The 17,503-nt window shown below is 57.7% G+C and carries 15 protein-coding genes; 7 read left to right on the forward strand and 8 right to left on the reverse strand.

Translation table 11 applies throughout. From position 1 onward, the window contains the following. The first annotated feature begins 118 nt into the window (after positions 1–118). Positions 119–6,736 (forward strand): NEL-type E3 ubiquitin ligase domain-containing protein, encoded by a 6,618-nt coding sequence (locus AACY07_RS05350; protein ID WP_339473767.1) that lies wholly within the window; start codon positions 119–121, stop codon positions 6,734–6,736. 11 nt (positions 6,737–6,747) lie between these two features. Here AACY07_RS05350 and AACY07_RS05355 read toward each other — a convergent pair whose 3' ends face one another. Beyond that, positions 6,748–7,491, reverse strand: a complete 744-nt coding sequence (locus AACY07_RS05355; RefSeq protein ID WP_339473768.1) for a 4'-phosphopantetheinyl transferase family protein — start codon at positions 7,489–7,491, stop codon at positions 6,748–6,750. 126 nt (positions 7,492–7,617) lie between these two features. On the opposite strand from AACY07_RS05355, the gene AACY07_RS05360 reads away from it, so the two are divergent. The 3 genes from AACY07_RS05360 to AACY07_RS05370 all read left to right on the forward strand — a co-directional run bounded on the left by AACY07_RS05360 (position 7,618) and on the right by AACY07_RS05370 (position 11,367). Further along, positions 7,618–8,295, forward strand: a complete 678-nt coding sequence (locus AACY07_RS05360) for a response regulator (protein WP_019827760.1) — start codon at positions 7,618–7,620, stop codon at positions 8,293–8,295. Further along, positions 8,292–9,638, forward strand: coding sequence for an ATP-binding protein (locus tag AACY07_RS05365; protein ID WP_339473770.1), 1,347 nt, complete (start codon positions 8,292–8,294; stop codon positions 9,636–9,638). The genes AACY07_RS05360 and AACY07_RS05365 overlap by 4 nt, the downstream gene beginning before the upstream one ends. A 394-nt stretch (positions 9,639–10,032) precedes the next feature. After that, positions 10,033–11,367, forward strand: a complete 1,335-nt coding sequence (locus AACY07_RS05370) for a dicarboxylate/amino acid:cation symporter (protein WP_019827758.1) — start codon at positions 10,033–10,035, stop codon at positions 11,365–11,367. Positions 11,368–11,416: 49 nt separating this feature from the next. On the opposite strand, the gene AACY07_RS05375 is transcribed toward AACY07_RS05370, so the two are convergent. Continuing rightward, on the reverse strand, positions 11,417–11,911 hold the full coding sequence (locus AACY07_RS05375) for a SprT family zinc-dependent metalloprotease (protein WP_339473772.1): 495 nt from the start codon (positions 11,909–11,911) through the stop codon (positions 11,417–11,419). Positions 11,912–12,086: 175 nt separating this feature from the next. Continuing rightward, positions 12,087–12,689, reverse strand: a complete 603-nt coding sequence (locus AACY07_RS05380; RefSeq protein ID WP_019827754.1) for a Yip1 family protein — start codon at positions 12,687–12,689, stop codon at positions 12,087–12,089. A 265-nt stretch (positions 12,690–12,954) separates the two neighbouring features. On the opposite strand from AACY07_RS05380, the gene ttcA reads away from it, so the two are divergent. After that, positions 12,955–13,779: a tRNA 2-thiocytidine(32) synthetase TtcA gene (gene ttcA / locus AACY07_RS05385; protein ID WP_133075766.1), complete on the forward strand. Its 825-nt coding sequence runs from the start codon at positions 12,955–12,957 to the stop codon at positions 13,777–13,779. A gap of 17 nt (positions 13,780–13,796) precedes the next feature. Then, positions 13,797–14,468, forward strand: coding sequence for a DNA-3-methyladenine glycosylase I (locus tag AACY07_RS05390; RefSeq protein ID WP_339473775.1), 672 nt, complete (start codon positions 13,797–13,799; stop codon positions 14,466–14,468). A 119-nt stretch (positions 14,469–14,587) separates the two neighbouring features. Here AACY07_RS05390 and AACY07_RS05395 read toward each other — a convergent pair whose 3' ends face one another. The 3 genes from AACY07_RS05395 to arsC are packed head-to-tail and all read right to left on the reverse strand — an operon-like array spanning position 14,588 to position 15,949. Then, positions 14,588–15,001 (reverse strand): DUF2069 domain-containing protein, encoded by a 414-nt coding sequence (locus AACY07_RS05395; RefSeq protein ID WP_326425603.1) that lies wholly within the window; start codon positions 14,999–15,001, stop codon positions 14,588–14,590. Further along, positions 14,994–15,599, reverse strand: coding sequence for an NAD(P)H:quinone oxidoreductase (gene wrbA, locus AACY07_RS05400; RefSeq protein WP_339473777.1), 606 nt, complete (start codon positions 15,597–15,599; stop codon positions 14,994–14,996). Before wrbA ends, AACY07_RS05395 begins: the two co-directional genes overlap by 8 nt. Then, positions 15,596–15,949, reverse strand: a complete 354-nt coding sequence (gene arsC, locus AACY07_RS05405) for an arsenate reductase (glutaredoxin) (RefSeq protein ID WP_326425607.1) — start codon at positions 15,947–15,949, stop codon at positions 15,596–15,598. Before arsC ends, wrbA begins: the two co-directional genes overlap by 4 nt. A 126-nt stretch (positions 15,950–16,075) precedes the next feature. On the opposite strand from arsC, the gene AACY07_RS05410 reads away from it, so the two are divergent. Then, on the forward strand, positions 16,076–16,540 hold the full coding sequence (locus tag AACY07_RS05410; protein WP_339473778.1) for a TlpA disulfide reductase family protein: 465 nt from the start codon (positions 16,076–16,078) through the stop codon (positions 16,538–16,540). A gap of 90 nt (positions 16,541–16,630) precedes the next feature. On the opposite strand, the gene AACY07_RS05415 is transcribed toward AACY07_RS05410, so the two are convergent. Then, the gene (locus tag AACY07_RS05415) at positions 16,631–17,035 is read right to left on the reverse strand and encodes an META domain-containing protein (RefSeq protein ID WP_133075760.1); all 405 of its coding nucleotides are present in this window, start codon (positions 17,033–17,035) and stop codon (positions 16,631–16,633) included. Beyond that, a complete protein-coding gene (locus tag AACY07_RS05420) occupies positions 17,032–17,469 on the reverse strand; it encodes a hypothetical protein (RefSeq protein WP_133075759.1) in 438 nt (145 codons plus the stop codon). The genes AACY07_RS05415 and AACY07_RS05420 overlap by 4 nt, the downstream gene beginning before the upstream one ends. Positions 17,470–17,503 lie beyond the last annotated feature (34 nt).

The following is a 17,503-nucleotide window of genomic DNA, read 5'->3' on the forward strand; positions in this document are numbered from 1 at the left end:
TGGCAGGGCGCGAACCATATCATGACGCCAGTACCTTGCAGGAGACGGGATAACTATCTACCGCCGCGCAGGTTTTGCTCAGGGATATGTTGGCTTTCAACCCAGCGGAATCCTAGCCATGACGACGAGTTTACCCCCTGTGCGCGGTCGAGCACCGTTGCTGTTGTCCAGTACGCAATGGGCGCAAAAAGAGGCGCTCACCTATCTGTCTTCAGTTGTCGAAGCCAACTTCAGTGGCCTGAGCGAGGCGCATAAATTCAATTATCCCGTGCTCTATCGCAACGCGCTGGCATCCCTCAAGGCGATCGAAGACGAGATCAGCCGGATCAAGGCCGACTTCAAGTCAACTCACCTGGCAGTACTCACCCGTGAACTCAAGGAGCTGCTGGGCGTTGATGTCGACCCCGAGCACGCACGGATTCATACCCGTTATCGTGAAAATATCGAAGAGGACCTGCTTGAGTACATGACCCGCATCAGCGGCTCACCGTCTGCTGCCCGCGAGCCCAAATTCACCTTCAGTCCCGGACGTACGCCGCGCGCCGTGGACGAGTCCAGGTTCATTGAACATCTTCGCTCGGTCTCGTTGTGGGATGCCGCGTGCGAGAACTTCAGTTACAGGACTGACTCGGTGTTGCTCAAGCCCTACAGCTTTGAACAAGCCAGTCACATCGACTATACCGCCGGTTTGAGGGGCAGGCCTGCCGGGCCTTTTATCCAGATTGTGCGAAAACTTGATCTGGGTGCGAAGCTCAAACAGTTGCTTGATGGCGCAACTGCGCAGGATGGCTCATTGACGCAGCGGGTGGTTACAGCGGCCAAAGCCGGTTTTGAGTTCGATTTGCTGGAGGCTTACCGCAACAGTTTTGTGTCGAAGGTCAATCGTACCGATTACGAACGTTTGCTCAGCATGTTGAAAGGAGACTCAGTTGCGCACATTTGGCCGGTATCAATGGGGCTCAAACCCGCGATCCCGGAGAAATTCATCAGAAATCCGGGGGGCAACGCAGAAGACCTCAAGTTACTTTTTTACGGGGAAAACCACCTGGACTTCTCCGGGCACGGCGAAATTGCGCTTCCTCTTTTCCTGATCAAGGTTCCTGAGGTGTCTGGTGTTTTCAGCTATTTCCCACAACGCCTCGGCGGAGCTCTTTTGTGGCACAAAAGCGTAGACAGCGGCTTCAAGCACTTTTTGCAGCAACTCAGGCAGGACCACAGCAAAGGTCAGCTTGGCTGGTTTGTCAGGCATCTGGGGTTGAAAGACCTGGGAGGCTTCAACAAGCTGCTGAGTGACGAGCCAAGGCCCCAGGGCATCACCTGGCTCGCAGGTGTTTTGCATGATGCTTTTCGCAGTGCGTTTCCCGAGCCAGACCTGGACAGCCTGCAACTGTATGTCGAAATCAGCACAAGCGGTTCTCAACCATTGGCCAACAGAATTGGAGAGCGGCAGACCGCGCGGTTTCGTGACAACTTGAGCCTGTTGGCCACTAGCAAGTCAGCACTGGATTGGCAGGCTTTCAAAGAGGCATTGTCTGACATAGGCAGTGAAGTGCTGACGATGCTCACCACCCCCATGCCCGGAGGTGTATCGGGGCTCAATGCAATTATGCAGGCCGCCATATTGGGCTCCCTGGCCTATAGCCTTGTACAAGGCGTGAAGGAGGCGAGACAGGGAGAGGCCACGAACTTTGCCGGTGCATTGGCCGACAGCGCCGACTTGTTGATCAGTGCCCGCTTGGTGGGTGTGGCGGCCAAGGCTTACCGCCAGCGTATGCAAGGCCTGTGGGCCACTCTTGGCCAGCCGCGCAAGGTCACCAATCAGTCGGGTGGCGTCGAGTTGTGGCGGCCGCAGTTGAGCGCATACCCGCACCTGCAGGCAGACGCACTCGATGGCCGGGTGCCTAACGCTGAGGGTTTGTATGACATCGATGCAAAGCGGTATGCCAAGGTTAAGGAGGGCGACAAGGCCTGGGTGGTAGAAGTCACCCATGACGCGCAGTCCGGTCTTTACGTGCTTAAAACCGATAATGCGCAGGCATTCAGGCCCTCGGTGGCGTTTGACCCCGGTCAGCAGGTCTGGCGCCTTGCGCTGGAGGATGTTCAGGGGCTGGACGACAAGCACCTGCTGCAGCGCATGTTGGCGATGGATTTGCCTGATTCTGCTCCAGGTGACATAGAGCGCATGTTAAGCATTACCGGCACCAGCCGTGAACAGCTTGAAAACACATGGCAAGGTCAGCTTATTCCAGGCCCGCTGGCCGATGGCGTGCGTCGGCTTCAAGCTGACCGACTGATCGAGCAAATCAAAAGCGACTTTCCCCAGCGCGGCGAAATGCCTGTCAACGCTGACAGCGCAGTGTTGTGCATGCTGACACAGCTGAAGCTTTGGCCCGGGGAGACGGTGCTGGATGTGTTCAATCAGCAGGGTCATCTGGTTGAGTCTTATGGCAAGGATTATCGGCCCGGCACCCCTGTGAACCATATTGAAATCAAACGCCTGGATCACGGTACGTATGTGGCCAGGCATGATGTCACCCAGGGCAGTGCCCAGGTCGAGCAATTGTTCACGCTGATTCTCGACCAGTTGCCCGAGGCTTCACAACTGGGCCGCGAGAGCAATCCGGACCTGAGCGAAGCAGGGCGAATTGCTTCGATACGTTGGCAAATTGCCGACCTGGCCCGAGAGGATAAGCCCCTCCTGATCAAGGCACTGACAGCGCTTTATGGGCACAAGCGCAACGATCCGATTGCCAGCTCAGACCCTGCCAAGAAGTATTTGCCTTTGGTGTACCCACCCCTTTCGGGTACCACGACGCCATTGCTGGCCAAACTTCATCAGCTTAATGCCTGGATGTCGGTGGAGAGCCTTGAACCGTTATTGGCTTCGCACCCTTTTACGCCCTCTCAGGTCACACAGGCTCTTGAGCAAGGCATGCAGCCTTTGGCGTTTGCCCGTGCAGCAAACCGCTTGCGGACACGGCTGCGGGTAGACATTGCCCTGGACGGGATCTATCACCGGCGGGCCTGGAGCCCTGATATCGATTTATGGACCCGAGAGTTCGCAACAGGGGTTTTGCGCGACAGGCTCAACCGCAGGTTGGTGGTCACGGATGTGAGTGCTCCAGCCTCAACGGATGGCTACAGCCCCACCGGGCCTGATGATCCAACCATCGTCCTGCGTCAGACTCAGGCTGGCACCTTCGAAGTTTCTGATTTTCGTCGCGCAGGCACAGTGACCATCAGTTCAACCCCTGACAGCTTCTACCTGGCGATCAACTGGGTGTTGCGAGAGAGTGAACGTTTATCGCTGGGTATGGATGGCGCCCGGGTATCGGGTCTGCGACAGGCAGTGGGTGATGCAATGCTCGCCCGGCGACAGCCTGATGGCACCGTTAATCTGTGGGACAAGACCACCTTCCAATTTGAGCGCAAAGAGGTTGTGCTGCGCGATCAGGTACCCGGTGAACTGGGTCTTTATCGTATCGATGATAAAAATTACCTGTCGTTGCATGGTTCTGTTTATCAGGTCGACTTCGACTCTGTGATCAATAAATGGCGCATGAAGCACCCGAATAAAATCGGGGTCAACGAGCCGGCTCTGGAGCACAACTACAACGGTGCATGGCGCCAGACAATCGAGAACCCCCTGCAGTGGGAAGGGCTCAAATTGTTGCGCCGGCTGCGAGCCCGACCTGAATCCATCAGTGATGAAATGGGCAATAAAATCATGGCTGTGAGCAATACCAGCGAAGGTGTATTGCGTCAGATTCACATGAACAACCTCGCACCACCGCCCTTGTTGGTGGACTCCTGGAAGCGCTTCGAGATCGAGGCCGAGATTCAGCGCTTCGTAAAACACATGCAGGCACACCATTCCCTGTCTGAAGCCCGCAGCGATATTCATCTGTTGCTGATGCAGAGTTTGCCCGGCTGGCCTGCGGACAAGGTACTTCAAATTGTCGACTTGCAAGGTAATACGCTGCAGGAATACGGGGCCGACCTGAGCAGCACCGCGCCTCGGATCAGGGTGACGATCAATGAGACCGATAACGCCAGCCTGTTGCTGCGCGCGCTGCTCTCGCGCATGAATCAGGCCGATACATTGAGTCTGCTGGGCGAGTACCACCTCTCTATCGAGGAGCGCATGCTGGCGCTGGCTAAAAAAGTTGCCGCCCATGCGCTTGCGCGTCAAGCCACGGTGTTCAAGTCGCTCTATGGGCGCCTTGAGCGCAGTTCGGATCCGCACGTGAGACTGGTTCAAAAAAATTATCCAGAACTACCTATAAGCATCATCGAACATTTGCTCCGCCACACCTCCGGTCCCGAGCGCACCGACTATTTCGATAAAGAGATGATTGCCCCGCGTTTTTCGGAGCAGGTTGACTGGACGGCCAGGGAGGTGCGGCTGGCCCGCGCTTACGAAGGTTTGTATATCGGGGCGACGGCAACTGCGGACAGTGAAATGCTCACACTGCGCATGCTGCAGTCCTTGTCGGGCTGGCCAGCTGGCGCAAGACTCGAGGTTCGCCGCGATGATGTCAGTGGTCAGTTGCTCGACAGTATCGGTGCCGGTGATGCTGGCAGCTCACGGGTGCTGGTCAAGACAGGTAGCCAGTATCAGGCCTGGTCGCCAGACGGGCAGGCACTTAATCCACCGTCTGCAACCGACAACAATTTGCTGTCCTCCATTTTGTATTCACTCACCCCGGCAGAGCGTGCGGCCATGGATGTCCCGAACGTGGGTGACACGGCAACGCTGGCAAAAAAAATCAGTGATCAGGCGATCAAGGACCGGATAAATGTCCAAGCCCTGTTGGGGTTGCAGCCACCTGCTCCGCCGCGCAAACCGCCGATGGACCTGGACAGGTCGTTCATCGCTTATCCACTGACAATCAGTATGGGTGGCTCGGACCACTCTCTGTATTTGATGCGTGAAGCACAATATCTGTACCCCACATGGAGCTATCACAAGATTGTCGACTATCTGGACGCGTTGGGCGGTACTGAATCTTCTCGGCGTGCCCATGTGGCGGTGAGCCGGGCGCAGTTCGAGACCATGCAGGTTGAGCTGGATGGGTGGGCGCAAATCCAGCTGTACCCTAGCGGTACTTCTCATATGGCGATGGCAATGCCGGGCCACAGGCTCCAGGTGTGTGAGCGAATCGTGCAGGCCTGGCGCAGGGAAACCCAGATAGCCCGGGACAATGATGGCAATGTTATTGGGCCCATACTCGACTTTTATGGCCTTGATGTGGGTGACCTGCCAGCACTGACAGGCAACTTGAGTCATATCCGGGTACTGCGAATGGACTGCATGAATTTGCGCAGTGGTTCTGGAGAGTTTCTGAATGGTTTTCCGCATTTACACACCCTGAGCTTGTCAGGTAACCGTCTGGGCGATATTCCTTCAGCGATTGCAGGCATGACTCAGTTGAGGTCACTCGACCTGTCGGGCAATCGCCTTGTACTGACCTCCGACAATGTTCAGCGGCTTGCGTCTTGCTCAATGCTTGAAGTATTGAGCCTGGAAAACAATCCGCTAGGAATTGCACCCGATGTGAGTCAGATGTCCGGCTTGCGCACCTTGAACCTGCAAAACACAGGGATTACTCAGTGGCCCAACGGGTTATGGGCACTGACTCAGGTTCGATGGGCCAACCTTCGCAATAACCTGATTCGCGACATTCCAGATGCCGTTTTCAGCGCCCCCCCGACAACTACGGCCAACAGCGTTACCAGTGTTTCCGGCAACCCGATTTCTGCACAAAGCCGTGACCGGATCATCGCTTACTGGGTTCGGGGCGGCAGTGACTTTGGCTATGGACCATCGATTGCCCATGCCATTGATCATGCTCAGGCACTGGCGTCGGTAAACGATGTTGCGCCGTGGCTACCCTTGGGCCTGACCGGTGCGCAAAAGCAGGCCAGGACGCAGCAGTGGGCGTTGTTGCGAGGATCCGGGGAGGCAGCCAAGGATTTTTTTGAAACCCTGGCTTTATTCGCCACCAGTCAAAACTTGATGGTGCCTGCCGTGTGGGAGCAACTGACAAATCGGGTGTGGGTACTCGTTGATCAGATGCTGGCGAACACGCAACTGCGTGATGCGCTGCTGACCCGGGTCTTTCGTGAAGAGCGAAGCTGCGGTGATGGTGCCATGGTGCTGTTTGAGAACATGGAAGTCGAAGTGCTGATTCATGAAGCTCTGACTAATACAGGTCAGGCCCAGCGCGAAGCGGAGCTTTTCAAACTGGCCAAACGGCTATTCCGTTTAAGGCAGGTCGACCAGGTTTCAGATGCCGAAGTCCGCAGGCGGGTCGCGGCAGGCGGTAATCCTGATGCCGCTGAAGTCATCCTGTTTTATCGGGTGAAACTGGCAGATGACCTGGATTTACCGACCCGTGCGCGCTCTATGTTGTACGAGTCCACAGCAGGGGTTTCTGATCAACAAGTCATCGAGGCCAGAGGCAGTATTTTGGCTATGGACGGTAGCCCGGCGTTTATGCATTCGATCATGTACGAATCGTTTTGGCGCCGTTTTCTGGAAAGCACATACGCAGACCGTTTCGCTGCCATCGAAGCGGATTATCAGCGGGACTACAAGCAACTGGCCGAAGAGCCGGGGCTTTCAGATCAGGTGGAGTTGCAAAGAGGAGCAGCGCTTACAACCGACCGGGATCAGAGAGTCAATGTGCTGATCGAGGAACTGACGCTTAAGGCCTATCAGTCCAGTGAGTAATTGAGCTGCAGTCAGGCGACAGGGGGCGTGCCCCCTCTGATGGCCACCACTGTCAGCAACTGCCCTTCAAACAGGCAAAATTGTGCGTCCAGCTCACGGCCCTGTTGCCATTCGGGTGACAAGTCGGTGAGCAGGCGCAGGCGCACCAGGCCCTCTGGTGTCCAATTCAGCACCTCAGCGTGTTCAAAGTAGAAGCGCTTTTGCACCAGCGGGTACAACGCCTTGAACAGGCTTTCCTTGACTGAAAACGTCAGCGTGATCAGCAGCGCAATCTGCTCTGCTGGCACGCTGGCCATGCGTAAAAGCTCATCGGGGGTAAGGATTTCCTTGGCCAGGCGCTGGGCGCGCTCGGTAGTGAGCAGTTTTTCCAGATCGATGCCCAGCCCCTGCCATTCACTTTTCAGGGCCACCAGTGCCCCGGCACGGCCATTGCTGTGGGTGATGGCGCCACTGATATGGGCCGGCCAAATGGGCGCGCGGTCTTCACCCATGCCGGGCGTGGCGCAGGTGCCATCCAGTTGCAACAGGGCTGCGCGGGCGCAAAGACGCCCGGCCAGAAATTCAGCTTGGCGTTTGGCCACTGAGCGTTGAATACTCGCAGGCATCTCAATGGCACTGCGGGCAAAATCGTCGTCTTCAAGCTGTGCAGGGATAAAGTCGGTGCTGAGCCACACACTGGCGGGCAGTATGTGCGGCAACGGCCAGTCAGCGCGCAGCGGCGTGCAGCAGGCAGGCAAGGCGGGGAGTCGGTTCATGGCAGGCATTGTGCGGGGCTTGGTACGGCTGTGCAATTGTTCAGAGTATGTTCAGGGCGCACGACATACTGTGTGTAGTCAGGGACACACGTCCTTCGAGACGCGGATTTTGCTTGGGAGAGCGCGATGAAATTGTTGGTGGTTGAAGATGAGGCGTTACTGCGCCATCACTTGCAAACCCGACTGAGCGAAAACGGCCATGTGGTCGAGGCCGTTGCCAATGCCGAAGAGGCGTTGTATCAGAGCGAACAGTTCAATCATGACTTGGCCATGATTGATCTGGGCTTGCCGGGAATGAGCGGGCTGGAGCTGATTCGCCAGTTGCGGGCACGGGGCAAGACGTTCCCGATCCTGATTCTGACGGCTCGCGGCAACTGGCAGGACAAGGTCGAAGGCCTGGCTGCCGGCGCCGACGATTATGTGGTCAAGCCGTTTCAGTTCGAAGAGCTGGAAGCACGGCTCAATGCTTTGCTGCGTCGCTCCTGTGGCTTTACCCAGTCGACTATCGTGGCAGGTGCGCTGGTGCTGGACATCAACCGCAAGCAGGCACTGCTCGATGATGAGCCGCTGGCGCTGACGGCCTATGAGTACCGCATTCTGGAGTACCTGATGCGCCATCACCAGCAAGTGGTGGCCAAGGACCGCTTGATGGAACAGTTGTACCCGGATGACGAGGAGCGTGATCCGAATGTGATCGAGGTGCTGGTAGGGCGCCTTCGTCGCAAGCTTGAGGGGGCAAATGGCTTTAAACCGATCGATACCGTGCGTGGCCTGGGATACCTGTTCACTGAGCGCTGTCGATGATTCGTTCGCTACGCGTTCGATTGATGTTGGCGGCCACGTTGTTGGCCGTGTTGTTTATGCTGGCGCTGTTACCGGCCATGCAGGGGGCGTTCAGTCTGGCCCTCAAGGACGCCATAGAGCAGCGTTTGGCGTCTGATGTCACCACGCTGATTTCGGCTGCCAAGGTCGAAAAAAACCATCTCAAAATGCCCGTCCTGTTACCGGATGAGCAGTTTGACCTGCCGGACAGTCGCGTTCTCGGCTATGTCTATGACCGCGAGGGGCACCTGGTGTGGCGCTCGCGGGCAACGCAAGAAGAAACCATCAACTACAAACCGCGCTATGACGGGCGAGGCAACGAATTTGCGAGCATTCGCGAAGACAATGGCGAAGAGTTTTTTGTCTACGACGCCGAGGTGAAGTTGCTCGGCGGCAAGAGTGCAGCCTTCAGCTTTGTTGCCTTGCAGCCGATGCGTGAATACAACCTGACGTTGGCAGGCTTGAGCGAAAACCTTTATCTGGGGTTTGGCGCAGCATTGATTGTTCTGCTGGCATTGCTATGGATTGGTCTGACGTGGGGGTTACGCGCCTTGCGACGTTTGAGTCAGGAACTGGATGAAATTGAAACCGGGGAACGGGAAAGCCTCAGCGAGCAGCACCCTCGGGAGTTGCTGCGTCTGACCGGCTCGTTGAACCGTTTGCTGCAAAGCGAGCGCGAGCAGCGTACGCGTTATCGCGACTCGCTCGATGACCTGGCCCACAGCCTGAAAACCCCCTTGGCGGTGCTGCAGGGTGTGAGTGAAAGCATGGCCCAGCGCCCTGCTGAGCGCGAGCAGGCCTGGGTGCTGCAAAGCCAGATCGAGCGCATGAACCAGCAAATTGGCTATCAGTTGCAGCGTGCCAGTTTGCGCAAAAGCGGCCTGGTCCGCCATCAGGTCGAACTGCTGCCGGTGGTGCGCAGCCTGTGTGACACGCTGGGCAAGGTGTATCGGGATAAAGGGGTGAAGGTCAGTTTCGACATTCCGGAGCTGAGCCATGTACCGATCGAGCAGAACGCCTTGCTGGAGTTGCTGGGCAATCTGCTGGAAAACGCCTACCGGCTGTGTCTGAGCCAGGTACGGATCAGCCTGCACCGCAATGTTCACGGTATTGAGGTCTGCGTTGAAGACGATGGCCCGGGGGTGCCGCCCGATCAACGCGCGCGGATCCTGCAACGTGGCGAGCGCCTGGACCGTCAACATGCGGGGCAGGGCATTGGGCTGGCAGTAGTCAAGGACATCATAGAAAGCTATGACGCCACCCTGACGCTCGAAGACTCGTCACTGGGTGGGGCGGCCTTCCGGATTCATTTTCCGACCGAGTGAAACCCATGTGGGTGCGAACTTGCTCGCAATGGCATCTCCACGGTCATTCAGACAAACCGGGTAGCCTGCATCGCGAGCAAGCCCGCTCCCACGAGATTTCGGATACAGACAATCAGGCGGATATCCGCCACCTCCTGCGCTTCAAGACGCCCAATGGGCGGAATCCCGCCAAGTCCTTTCCTTGAAAATCAAACCGCAATTTCCTGCAGGGGCAGGTGCTATGGGCCTTTGAGGGGCTTTTGCCCAATGTGGCCCACGGCTTGCAATAAGTGCGAGAGGTCTGCCGGTAGAGCAGCTCCAACAACAAATCCCTCCAAGAAGGAGGGTTCGCGCTTTGGGTATCGCCAGTCTCAGACGGAATGATGACTGAGTGATGCACTTGAGGAACTTTGCAATGACGACTCGTCAGCCACTGTACAAATCCCTGTATGTGCAAGTGATCTTAGCGATCGCTATCGGCATCTTGCTGGGCCATTTCTACCCTGAAACCGGTGTTGCACTTAAACCGCTGGGTGATGGTTTTATCAAACTGATCAAAATGGTCATCGCGCCCATTATTTTCTGTACGGTGGTGAGCGGTATTGCCGGCATGCAAAGCATGAAGTCGGTCGGCAAGACCGGCGGCTATGCGTTGCTCTACTTTGAAGTGGTGTCGACCATTGCCCTGCTGATTGGCCTGATTGTGGTCAACGTGGTTCAGCCTGGCGCGGGCATGCACATTGACGTGTCGACCCTGGACGCCAGCAAAATTGCCGGTTACGTGTCGGCAGGCGCAGACCAGAGCATCGTAGGCTTTATCCTCAACGTGATCCCGTCGACCATTGTTGGCGCCTTCGCCAATGGCGACATCCTGCAAGTGCTGATGTTCTCGGTGATCTTCGGTTTCGCCCTGCATCGCCTGGGTGCCTACGGCAAGCCGGTACTGGACTTCATCGACCGCTTCGCCCACGTAATGTTCAACATCATCAACATGATCATGAAGCTGGCGCCAATCGGTGCGCTGGGTGCGATGGCCTTCACCATCGGCGCTTACGGCGTAGGCTCGCTGGTTCAGCTGGGTCAGTTGATGATCTGCTTCTACATCACCTGCGTGCTGTTCGTGCTGATCGTGCTGGGCGGTATTGCCCGCGCTCACGGTTTCAGCGTTCTGAAGCTGATCCGCTACATCCGTGAAGAGCTGCTGATCGTACTGGGTACGTCCTCGTCGGAATCGGCCCTGCCACGCATGCTGGTGAAAATGGAGCGTCTGGGCGCGCAGAAGTCCGTGGTAGGTCTGGTGATCCCGACCGGCTACTCGTTCAACCTCGACGGCACTTCGATCTACCTGACCATGGCGGCCGTGTTTATCGCTCAAGCGACAGACACTCATATGGACATCACGCACCAGATCACGCTGCTGCTGGTGCTGTTGCTGTCGTCCAAAGGTGCTGCAGGTGTGACCGGTAGTGGCTTTATCGTACTGGCGGCAACCCTGTCGGCTGTAGGTCACTTGCCGGTTGCTGGTCTGGCGCTGATCCTGGGCATCGACCGCTTCATGTCCGAAGCCCGTGCCTTGACCAACCTGATCGGTAACGCGGTGGCAACCCTGGTTGTGGCCAAGTGGGTGAAAGAGCTGGACACTGACAAGCTGCAGGCAGAGCTGAACTCTGGCGGTCGCCCGCTGGACGACACGCGTCCGCAAGACGACCTGGGTGTGGCTGAAGGCCCGGCCCCGGTGTTGCTCAAGTAAGCTTGAGTGAATAAAAAACCCATCTTCGGATGGGTTTTTTTATGCCTGCTTATTCGACCCGGGTTTGGCCGCTGAAGACCAGTGTCTGGCGGCAGCGTCTGCACAGGTAACCGCGCCCTTGGTTGACCAGGGCATGGCGCTGGGCCGAGAACGCAAAGTCGCTCTGCGGACAAGGGCAGCGGTAGATGTAGCGTGTGGCGCTGCGCCGCTTGATGGCGTAGGTATGGCAGCGATTGGGCGGCAATTCGTACACCCCGCGCATGATCAATTGCCATTCTTCGCCATGGGGGGCGATGCGGTCGCCAAACAGTTGGTGGGCGATCAAGTGGGCGACTTCGTGGGGGACAGTTTGCTTGAGGAAATCTTCGCTGTTTTCGCGGTACAACTGTGGGTTGAAGCGCAGCAGGTTTTCGTGCAGATGGGCGACACCGGCTTTTTGTCCGCGCAGCTTGAAGCTGACGACGGGGCGTTTAAAGGGGCGTTTGAAAAATACTTCGGCCTGTTGGAAACAGTCTTCGACGCGGGTATTGAGTGACTCGGGCATGCGGTTCGGTTCTCCAGAGCAGGCGATTATGCCGCAAGCGGTGGGGGTTCCGAAGTGTCGAGGTGCCGAGTGGTCATGCGACAAACGGTGTAGTCGCTGCCGCAGGCTGCGATGGGCTGCATAGCGACCCGTTCTTAAAGGTCCTGCGGCCCTTATCGCAGCCTGCGTGCGCCATCTAGTTGGTGTAGACCGGCCCTACGCCCAGCCCCCAGACAATCACGGTAAACGCCATGATCGCCACCAGTACCACCAGGCCGACCGCCAGTACCGAACTTGAAAACAGAAAGCCTTCGTCGGGGTCAATGTTCATGAAGGTCGGCAGGCCCACGTAGAGTAAATACACGGTGTAGCAAATGGCTGCAGTGCCCACCATCATGCCCAGCCACATGTGCGGATAAAGTGCCGCCAGCCCCCCGATAAACAACGGTGTCGCCGTGTAGGTGGCAAAGGCCACGCAGCGCGGCAGGCTGGGTTGTGCATCGTAAGTGCGGGCCATCCAGTGAACAAACGCGCCCATCACACCCACGCCCGCAAGCATTGCGACGTAGGACATCAGGGTCATCCACAACGCGCTGTCCAGGGTCAGCATCACCGGCGCGCGAGCACCGATAACCCAGCCCACCTGAGTGGTACCAATAAATGCGGAAATGGCCGGGATCGCAGCCAGAATCAATGTATGAGTGAGGTACATATGGCCGATGCTTTCTTCTGCATCGCCACGGATTTCGCGCCACTCTTTATCGGGGTGGGTGAAAAGGCCCACAACGTGATGGATCATGGCTTTCGCTCCTGTATGAGACGCATCGCCCCCAGCGGGACGCGTGCCGGTCGCGCAGCCAATACGTATCTAAGCGGTGGGAGTGCGGCCTTAAGCACCAGTATAGGGAACCTGTCGTCCCACAGAACCGGCCCTTTAGAGCATATTGTGCTGTCAGACTCAGGCTTATCGCATTGGAGTCTTTAGGCGGGCAAAGGGGTTCGTCGGCCGGGTTTTTTTGGGTAAAATCCCCGGTTTTGGTCTCGACTCGCGGAATCAAAGCGCTATGAGCACTCTTTCGGTCTTTCAAAACAAACTCCAGAAACGTCTGCGTCGATTGACCGGTGAGGCTGTAGCCGACTTCAACATGATTGAGCACGGTGACAAGGTGATGGTCTGTCTCTCTGGGGGCAAAGACAGTTACACGCTGCTCGATGTGCTGCTGCACCTGCAAAAAGTCGCGCCCATCCAGTTCCAGATCGTGGCCGTGAACATGGACCAAAAGCAGCCCGGTTTCCCCGAAGACGTGCTTCCGGCCTATCTCAAGTCCCTGGGCGTGGAGTACCACATTGTTGAAAAAGACACGTACTCGCTGGTCAAGGAACTGATCCCCGAAGGCAAGACCACCTGTTCGCTGTGCTCGCGCTTGCGCCGTGGCACTCTGTACACCTTTGCCGATCAAATTGGTGCGACCAAGATGGCCTTGGGGCATCATCGTGATGACATCGTTGAAACCTTTTTCCTGAACATGTTCTTCAACGGCACCCTGAAGGCGATGCCGCCCAAGCTGCGCTCCGATGACGGGCGTAACGTGGTGATCCGGCCCCTGGCGTACTGCAACGAGAAGGACATCCAGGCCTACTCCGACTGGCAGAAGTTCCCGATCATTCCTTGTAACCTGTGCGGTTCCCAGGAAAACCTGCAACGCCAGGTCGTCAAGGACATGCTCCAGGAGTGGGACCGCAAGACGCCGGGGCGCACCGAGAGTATCTTTCGCAGCTTGCAGAACGTGAACCTGTCGCAGTTGGCAGATCGCAATCTCTTTGATTTCGCGAGTCTGAAGATCGACGACACGGCCGCGTCGCGATTCGTTAACCTGCTAAACCTGTAATTTGCCGAGGAGAGGGCATGCGCGACTACAAATGGCTGCACGAATATTGTTTGAACCGTTTTGGTTCGTCAGCCGCACTGGAATCCCAATTGCCCGTTCCGAGAACCCCGGAACAATTGCGCCAGATCAGCGATGATCGCTACCTGTCGACCCTGGCCCTGCGGGTTTTTCGTGCCGGGCTCAAGCACAGTGTGGTGGATGCCAAATGGCCGGTGTTTGAAGAAGTGTTCTTTGGTTTTGACCCGGAAAAAGTGGTGCTGATGGGCGCCGAACATCTGGAGCGGTTGATGCAGGATGCGCGGATCATTCGCCATCTGGGCAAGCTTAAAAGTGTGCCGCTCAATGCGCAGATGGTGCTCGATATCGCACACGAACACGGCAGTTTTGGCGCGTTTATCGCCCAGTGGCCAGTGACCGATATTGTCGGGTTGTGGAAGTACCTGGCCAAGCATGGGCATCAGTTGGGCGGTTTGTCGGCTCCACGCTTCTTGCGCATGGTTGGCAAGGACACATTTGTGCCCAGCTATGACGTGGTGGCTGCGCTGAACGCGCAGAAGCTGGTGGACAAGGCGCCTACCAGCCTGCGGGACCTGGCGATTGTGCAAAATGCATTCAACCAGTGGAATGCCGAAAGTGGCCGGCCGATGTGCCAGCTGTCACAAATGCTGGCGTTTACGGTGAATCATTAAGCAGGGTTTGCGAACGGCATAAAACCTCTGGGAGCGAGGCTTGCCCGCGATGGCAGCGCCTCGATTTGCCTGACAAACCGAGTCGACTGCATCGAGAGCAAGCCCGCTCCCACACGTTCTTACGCGCCTTCACCACTCAGTCGCCGGTCCAGCTGGTAACGCCAACGCACAAACAGCATCGCGCTGATGAACACGGCCACACTGGCGGCAATTTCCAGCAGGCCGAACACCTGGCGATTCGGATCGAACGCCGCCAACGCCCCCTTGATCAGGTACAGGTTGACCACGTAGCAGGTGAACGAATGCCCGCGCGGGCTGCCTTTGAGCATGCCCGGTACCAGAAACATCAGTGGCACCAGCTCGATCAGCAGAATCACCCAGGGACGCGCGCCATGCAGGTCAGCGAAGATCAGGTAGTAAGCGCAGAGCAAGCCGATCAGGCCAAAGAAACACACCAGGCTCAAGACGCGCATCAGCCGCACTCGCGGCTCCAGCCACTCGATGGGCGGCAGCACTTTTGGCTTTTTAGCCACGGGTGGTCTCCAGTTTCAGGGCGATAGTGGCCAAGCGCTGACCCAGTGCCCGGCACAGGGTGATTTCGTGTTCATCCAGCCCGCGCTTGCCGTCGGCGCCCGCATGGTGACTCGGGCCATAGGGCGTGCCGCCAGCCGTGGTGTGCAGCAAGGACGACTCGCTGTAGGGCAGGCCGGTGACCAGCATGCCGTGGTGCATCAGCGGCAGGAGCATCGACAGCAGGGTGCTTTCCTGGCCACCGTGCAGGCTGGCGGTGGAGGTGAACACGCCCGCCGGCTTGCCGACCAGTGCGCCGGTCAGCCACAGGTTGCTGGTGCCATCCAGAAAGTATTTCAGCGGTGCAGCCATGTTGCCGAAACGGGTCGGGCTGCCCAAGGCCAGTCCCGAGCAGTTTTTCAGGTCGTCGAGGCTGGCGTACAGGGCGCCTTCTTCCGGAATGCCCGGTGCCACGGCTTCACACTCTGTGGAGATGGCGGGTACGGTGCGCAAGCGCGCTTCAAGGCCGCCTTGTTCGATGCCGCGGGCGATTTGCCGGGCCATTTCGCCGGTCGAACCATTGCGGCTGTAATACAGAACCAGAATATAAGGCGCGCTCACGGCAGGATCTCCAGGACTTTTTCAGGAGGGCGGCCAATGACGGCCTTGTCGCCCACGACCAGGACCGGCCGTTCGATCAGCTTGGGATGGGCAGCCATCGCGTCGATCAACTGTGCTTCGCTGAGGCTGGCATCTGCCAGGTTGAGGGCCTTGTACTCGTCTTCGCCGCTGCGCAACAGTTGGCGTGCGCCGATGTTCAGCTTGGCCAGCAGGTCGCGAATTTGGGAGGCGTCCAGTGGCGTGTCGAGGTAGCGCACCACGGTGGGCGTCAGGCCTCGGGCTTCGAGGAGTTCGAGCGCACCGCGGGATTTCGAGCAGCGCGGGTTGTGATAAAGCGTCAGATCGGTCATGTGCGGGTCGCATCTTGCGTAAGGTGGCGGCTATTCTACCCGCCTGACGGGCGCGCCTGAACCGTATGCGGTAAATGGCCGCTCGCTGATGGCTTTTAGTATGTATTTAGCGAGAAGGATCAACACATGTTAAAGCGACTCATGGCAGTAGCTGCCGTCACGGCCACGTTATTGTTGGCCGGCTGCGGAAATGATTATGGGGTCGATCAGCACGGACAGAAGATCGCGTCGGAGCGTCTGGACAAACAATGGAAGGTCATCAACTACTGGGCTGAATGGTGCGGACCCTGCCGGATCGAGATTCCTGAGCTCAACACCCTGGAAAAACAGCTGCAGGGGCAATCCGTGGGGGTGTTCGGGGTCAACTTCGATGGTTTGCAGGGCAAGGAGCTGAGCGAAGCGAGTACCGCGCTGGGTATTACGTTTACCGTGCTGGCTCAGGATCCGGCAGAAGTGTTCAATCTGCCCCGCAGCGAGGCATTGCCGGTGACGTACATCATCGATGACAAGGGCAAGGTGCGTGCGACATTGATGGGCGAGCAGACGGCGGCCGGTGTGCTGGCCAAGATCAAGGAACTCAAGGGGGCTTGAGTCAAGGCCATCGTGAGCAAGCCCGCTCCCACAGGCAGGGTACAAATGCTGTGGGAGCGGGCTTGCTCGCGATTCAGGCGCCGCAGTTTTTCAGCCTTCTTCAGGCCACAACCGCAACGGTTTGCCTTCAGCTGGCCAGAACCGCACCTGTTCAATCGGTGAGATGTCCCAGCTCTGTACGGTTTGCAGGGCCTCGAAGAATCGCTGCTCCTGCTCCATCAGTGCCGGGGCACAGGCTTTGCGGGTGCTGCCCACGCCACCAAAGGTCAGCGTGTTGCCGTCCAGGGTGTAAGGCGCGAACCAATGATTGCAACCGCCACTGCCATAGGCCCGGCCAGCATCGTCCAGGGTTACGGTCAGGTGGCTGTTGTCGATCAACGGTCGTTCGCCGATCCACTCCAGCACGTAGGTGTGGTTCTGCTGCAACTTGACCGGATCACCTGCGCAGCCGACCAGGCTTGCGCCCAGCAATGCCAGCAGGGCCAGGTGTTTCATGGCGCAGCCTTTTGGCATTGCGGGCACACGTGCTTGCTGCCTTCAGTGCTCCAGCCCAGCTCGGCAATACGCGCCGAGGCAGCAGGTTTTTGCGCCTTGGTGCCGAGTTTGGCGTCGACCGCGAACTCGAACTTCAACTCTTTGGCGCACGTGTCGCAGTTGACCTGCCATTCATGAATCGCCAATTCGCCGAAAACCGGCCCTTTGGTGACGGCAACCCACTGGCCGCGGGGGTTGATCAGATGACGGACCTTGTCGACGGACAGGCGCATGGACAGGCTCTTGCTGCCCTTGAGGGACACAATCAGCACGTCACCGGCTTGAATCGAGCCACCGTTGCCGGTGACTTGATACAGGCCTGGCGCCAGGGCGCGGCATTCAATCAGGGTGTGCTGCGGGTTAAGCAGGCTGTAGCGAAAATCGTGTTCGACCATGGGTCCTCCAAATAAGTCGCTATGCTAGCACGCA

Origin of the sequence: Pseudomonas sp. RL_5y_Pfl2_69 (assembly GCF_963970465.1) — a bacterium.
Taxonomy (GTDB): Bacteria; Pseudomonadota; Gammaproteobacteria; order Pseudomonadales; family Pseudomonadaceae; genus Aquipseudomonas.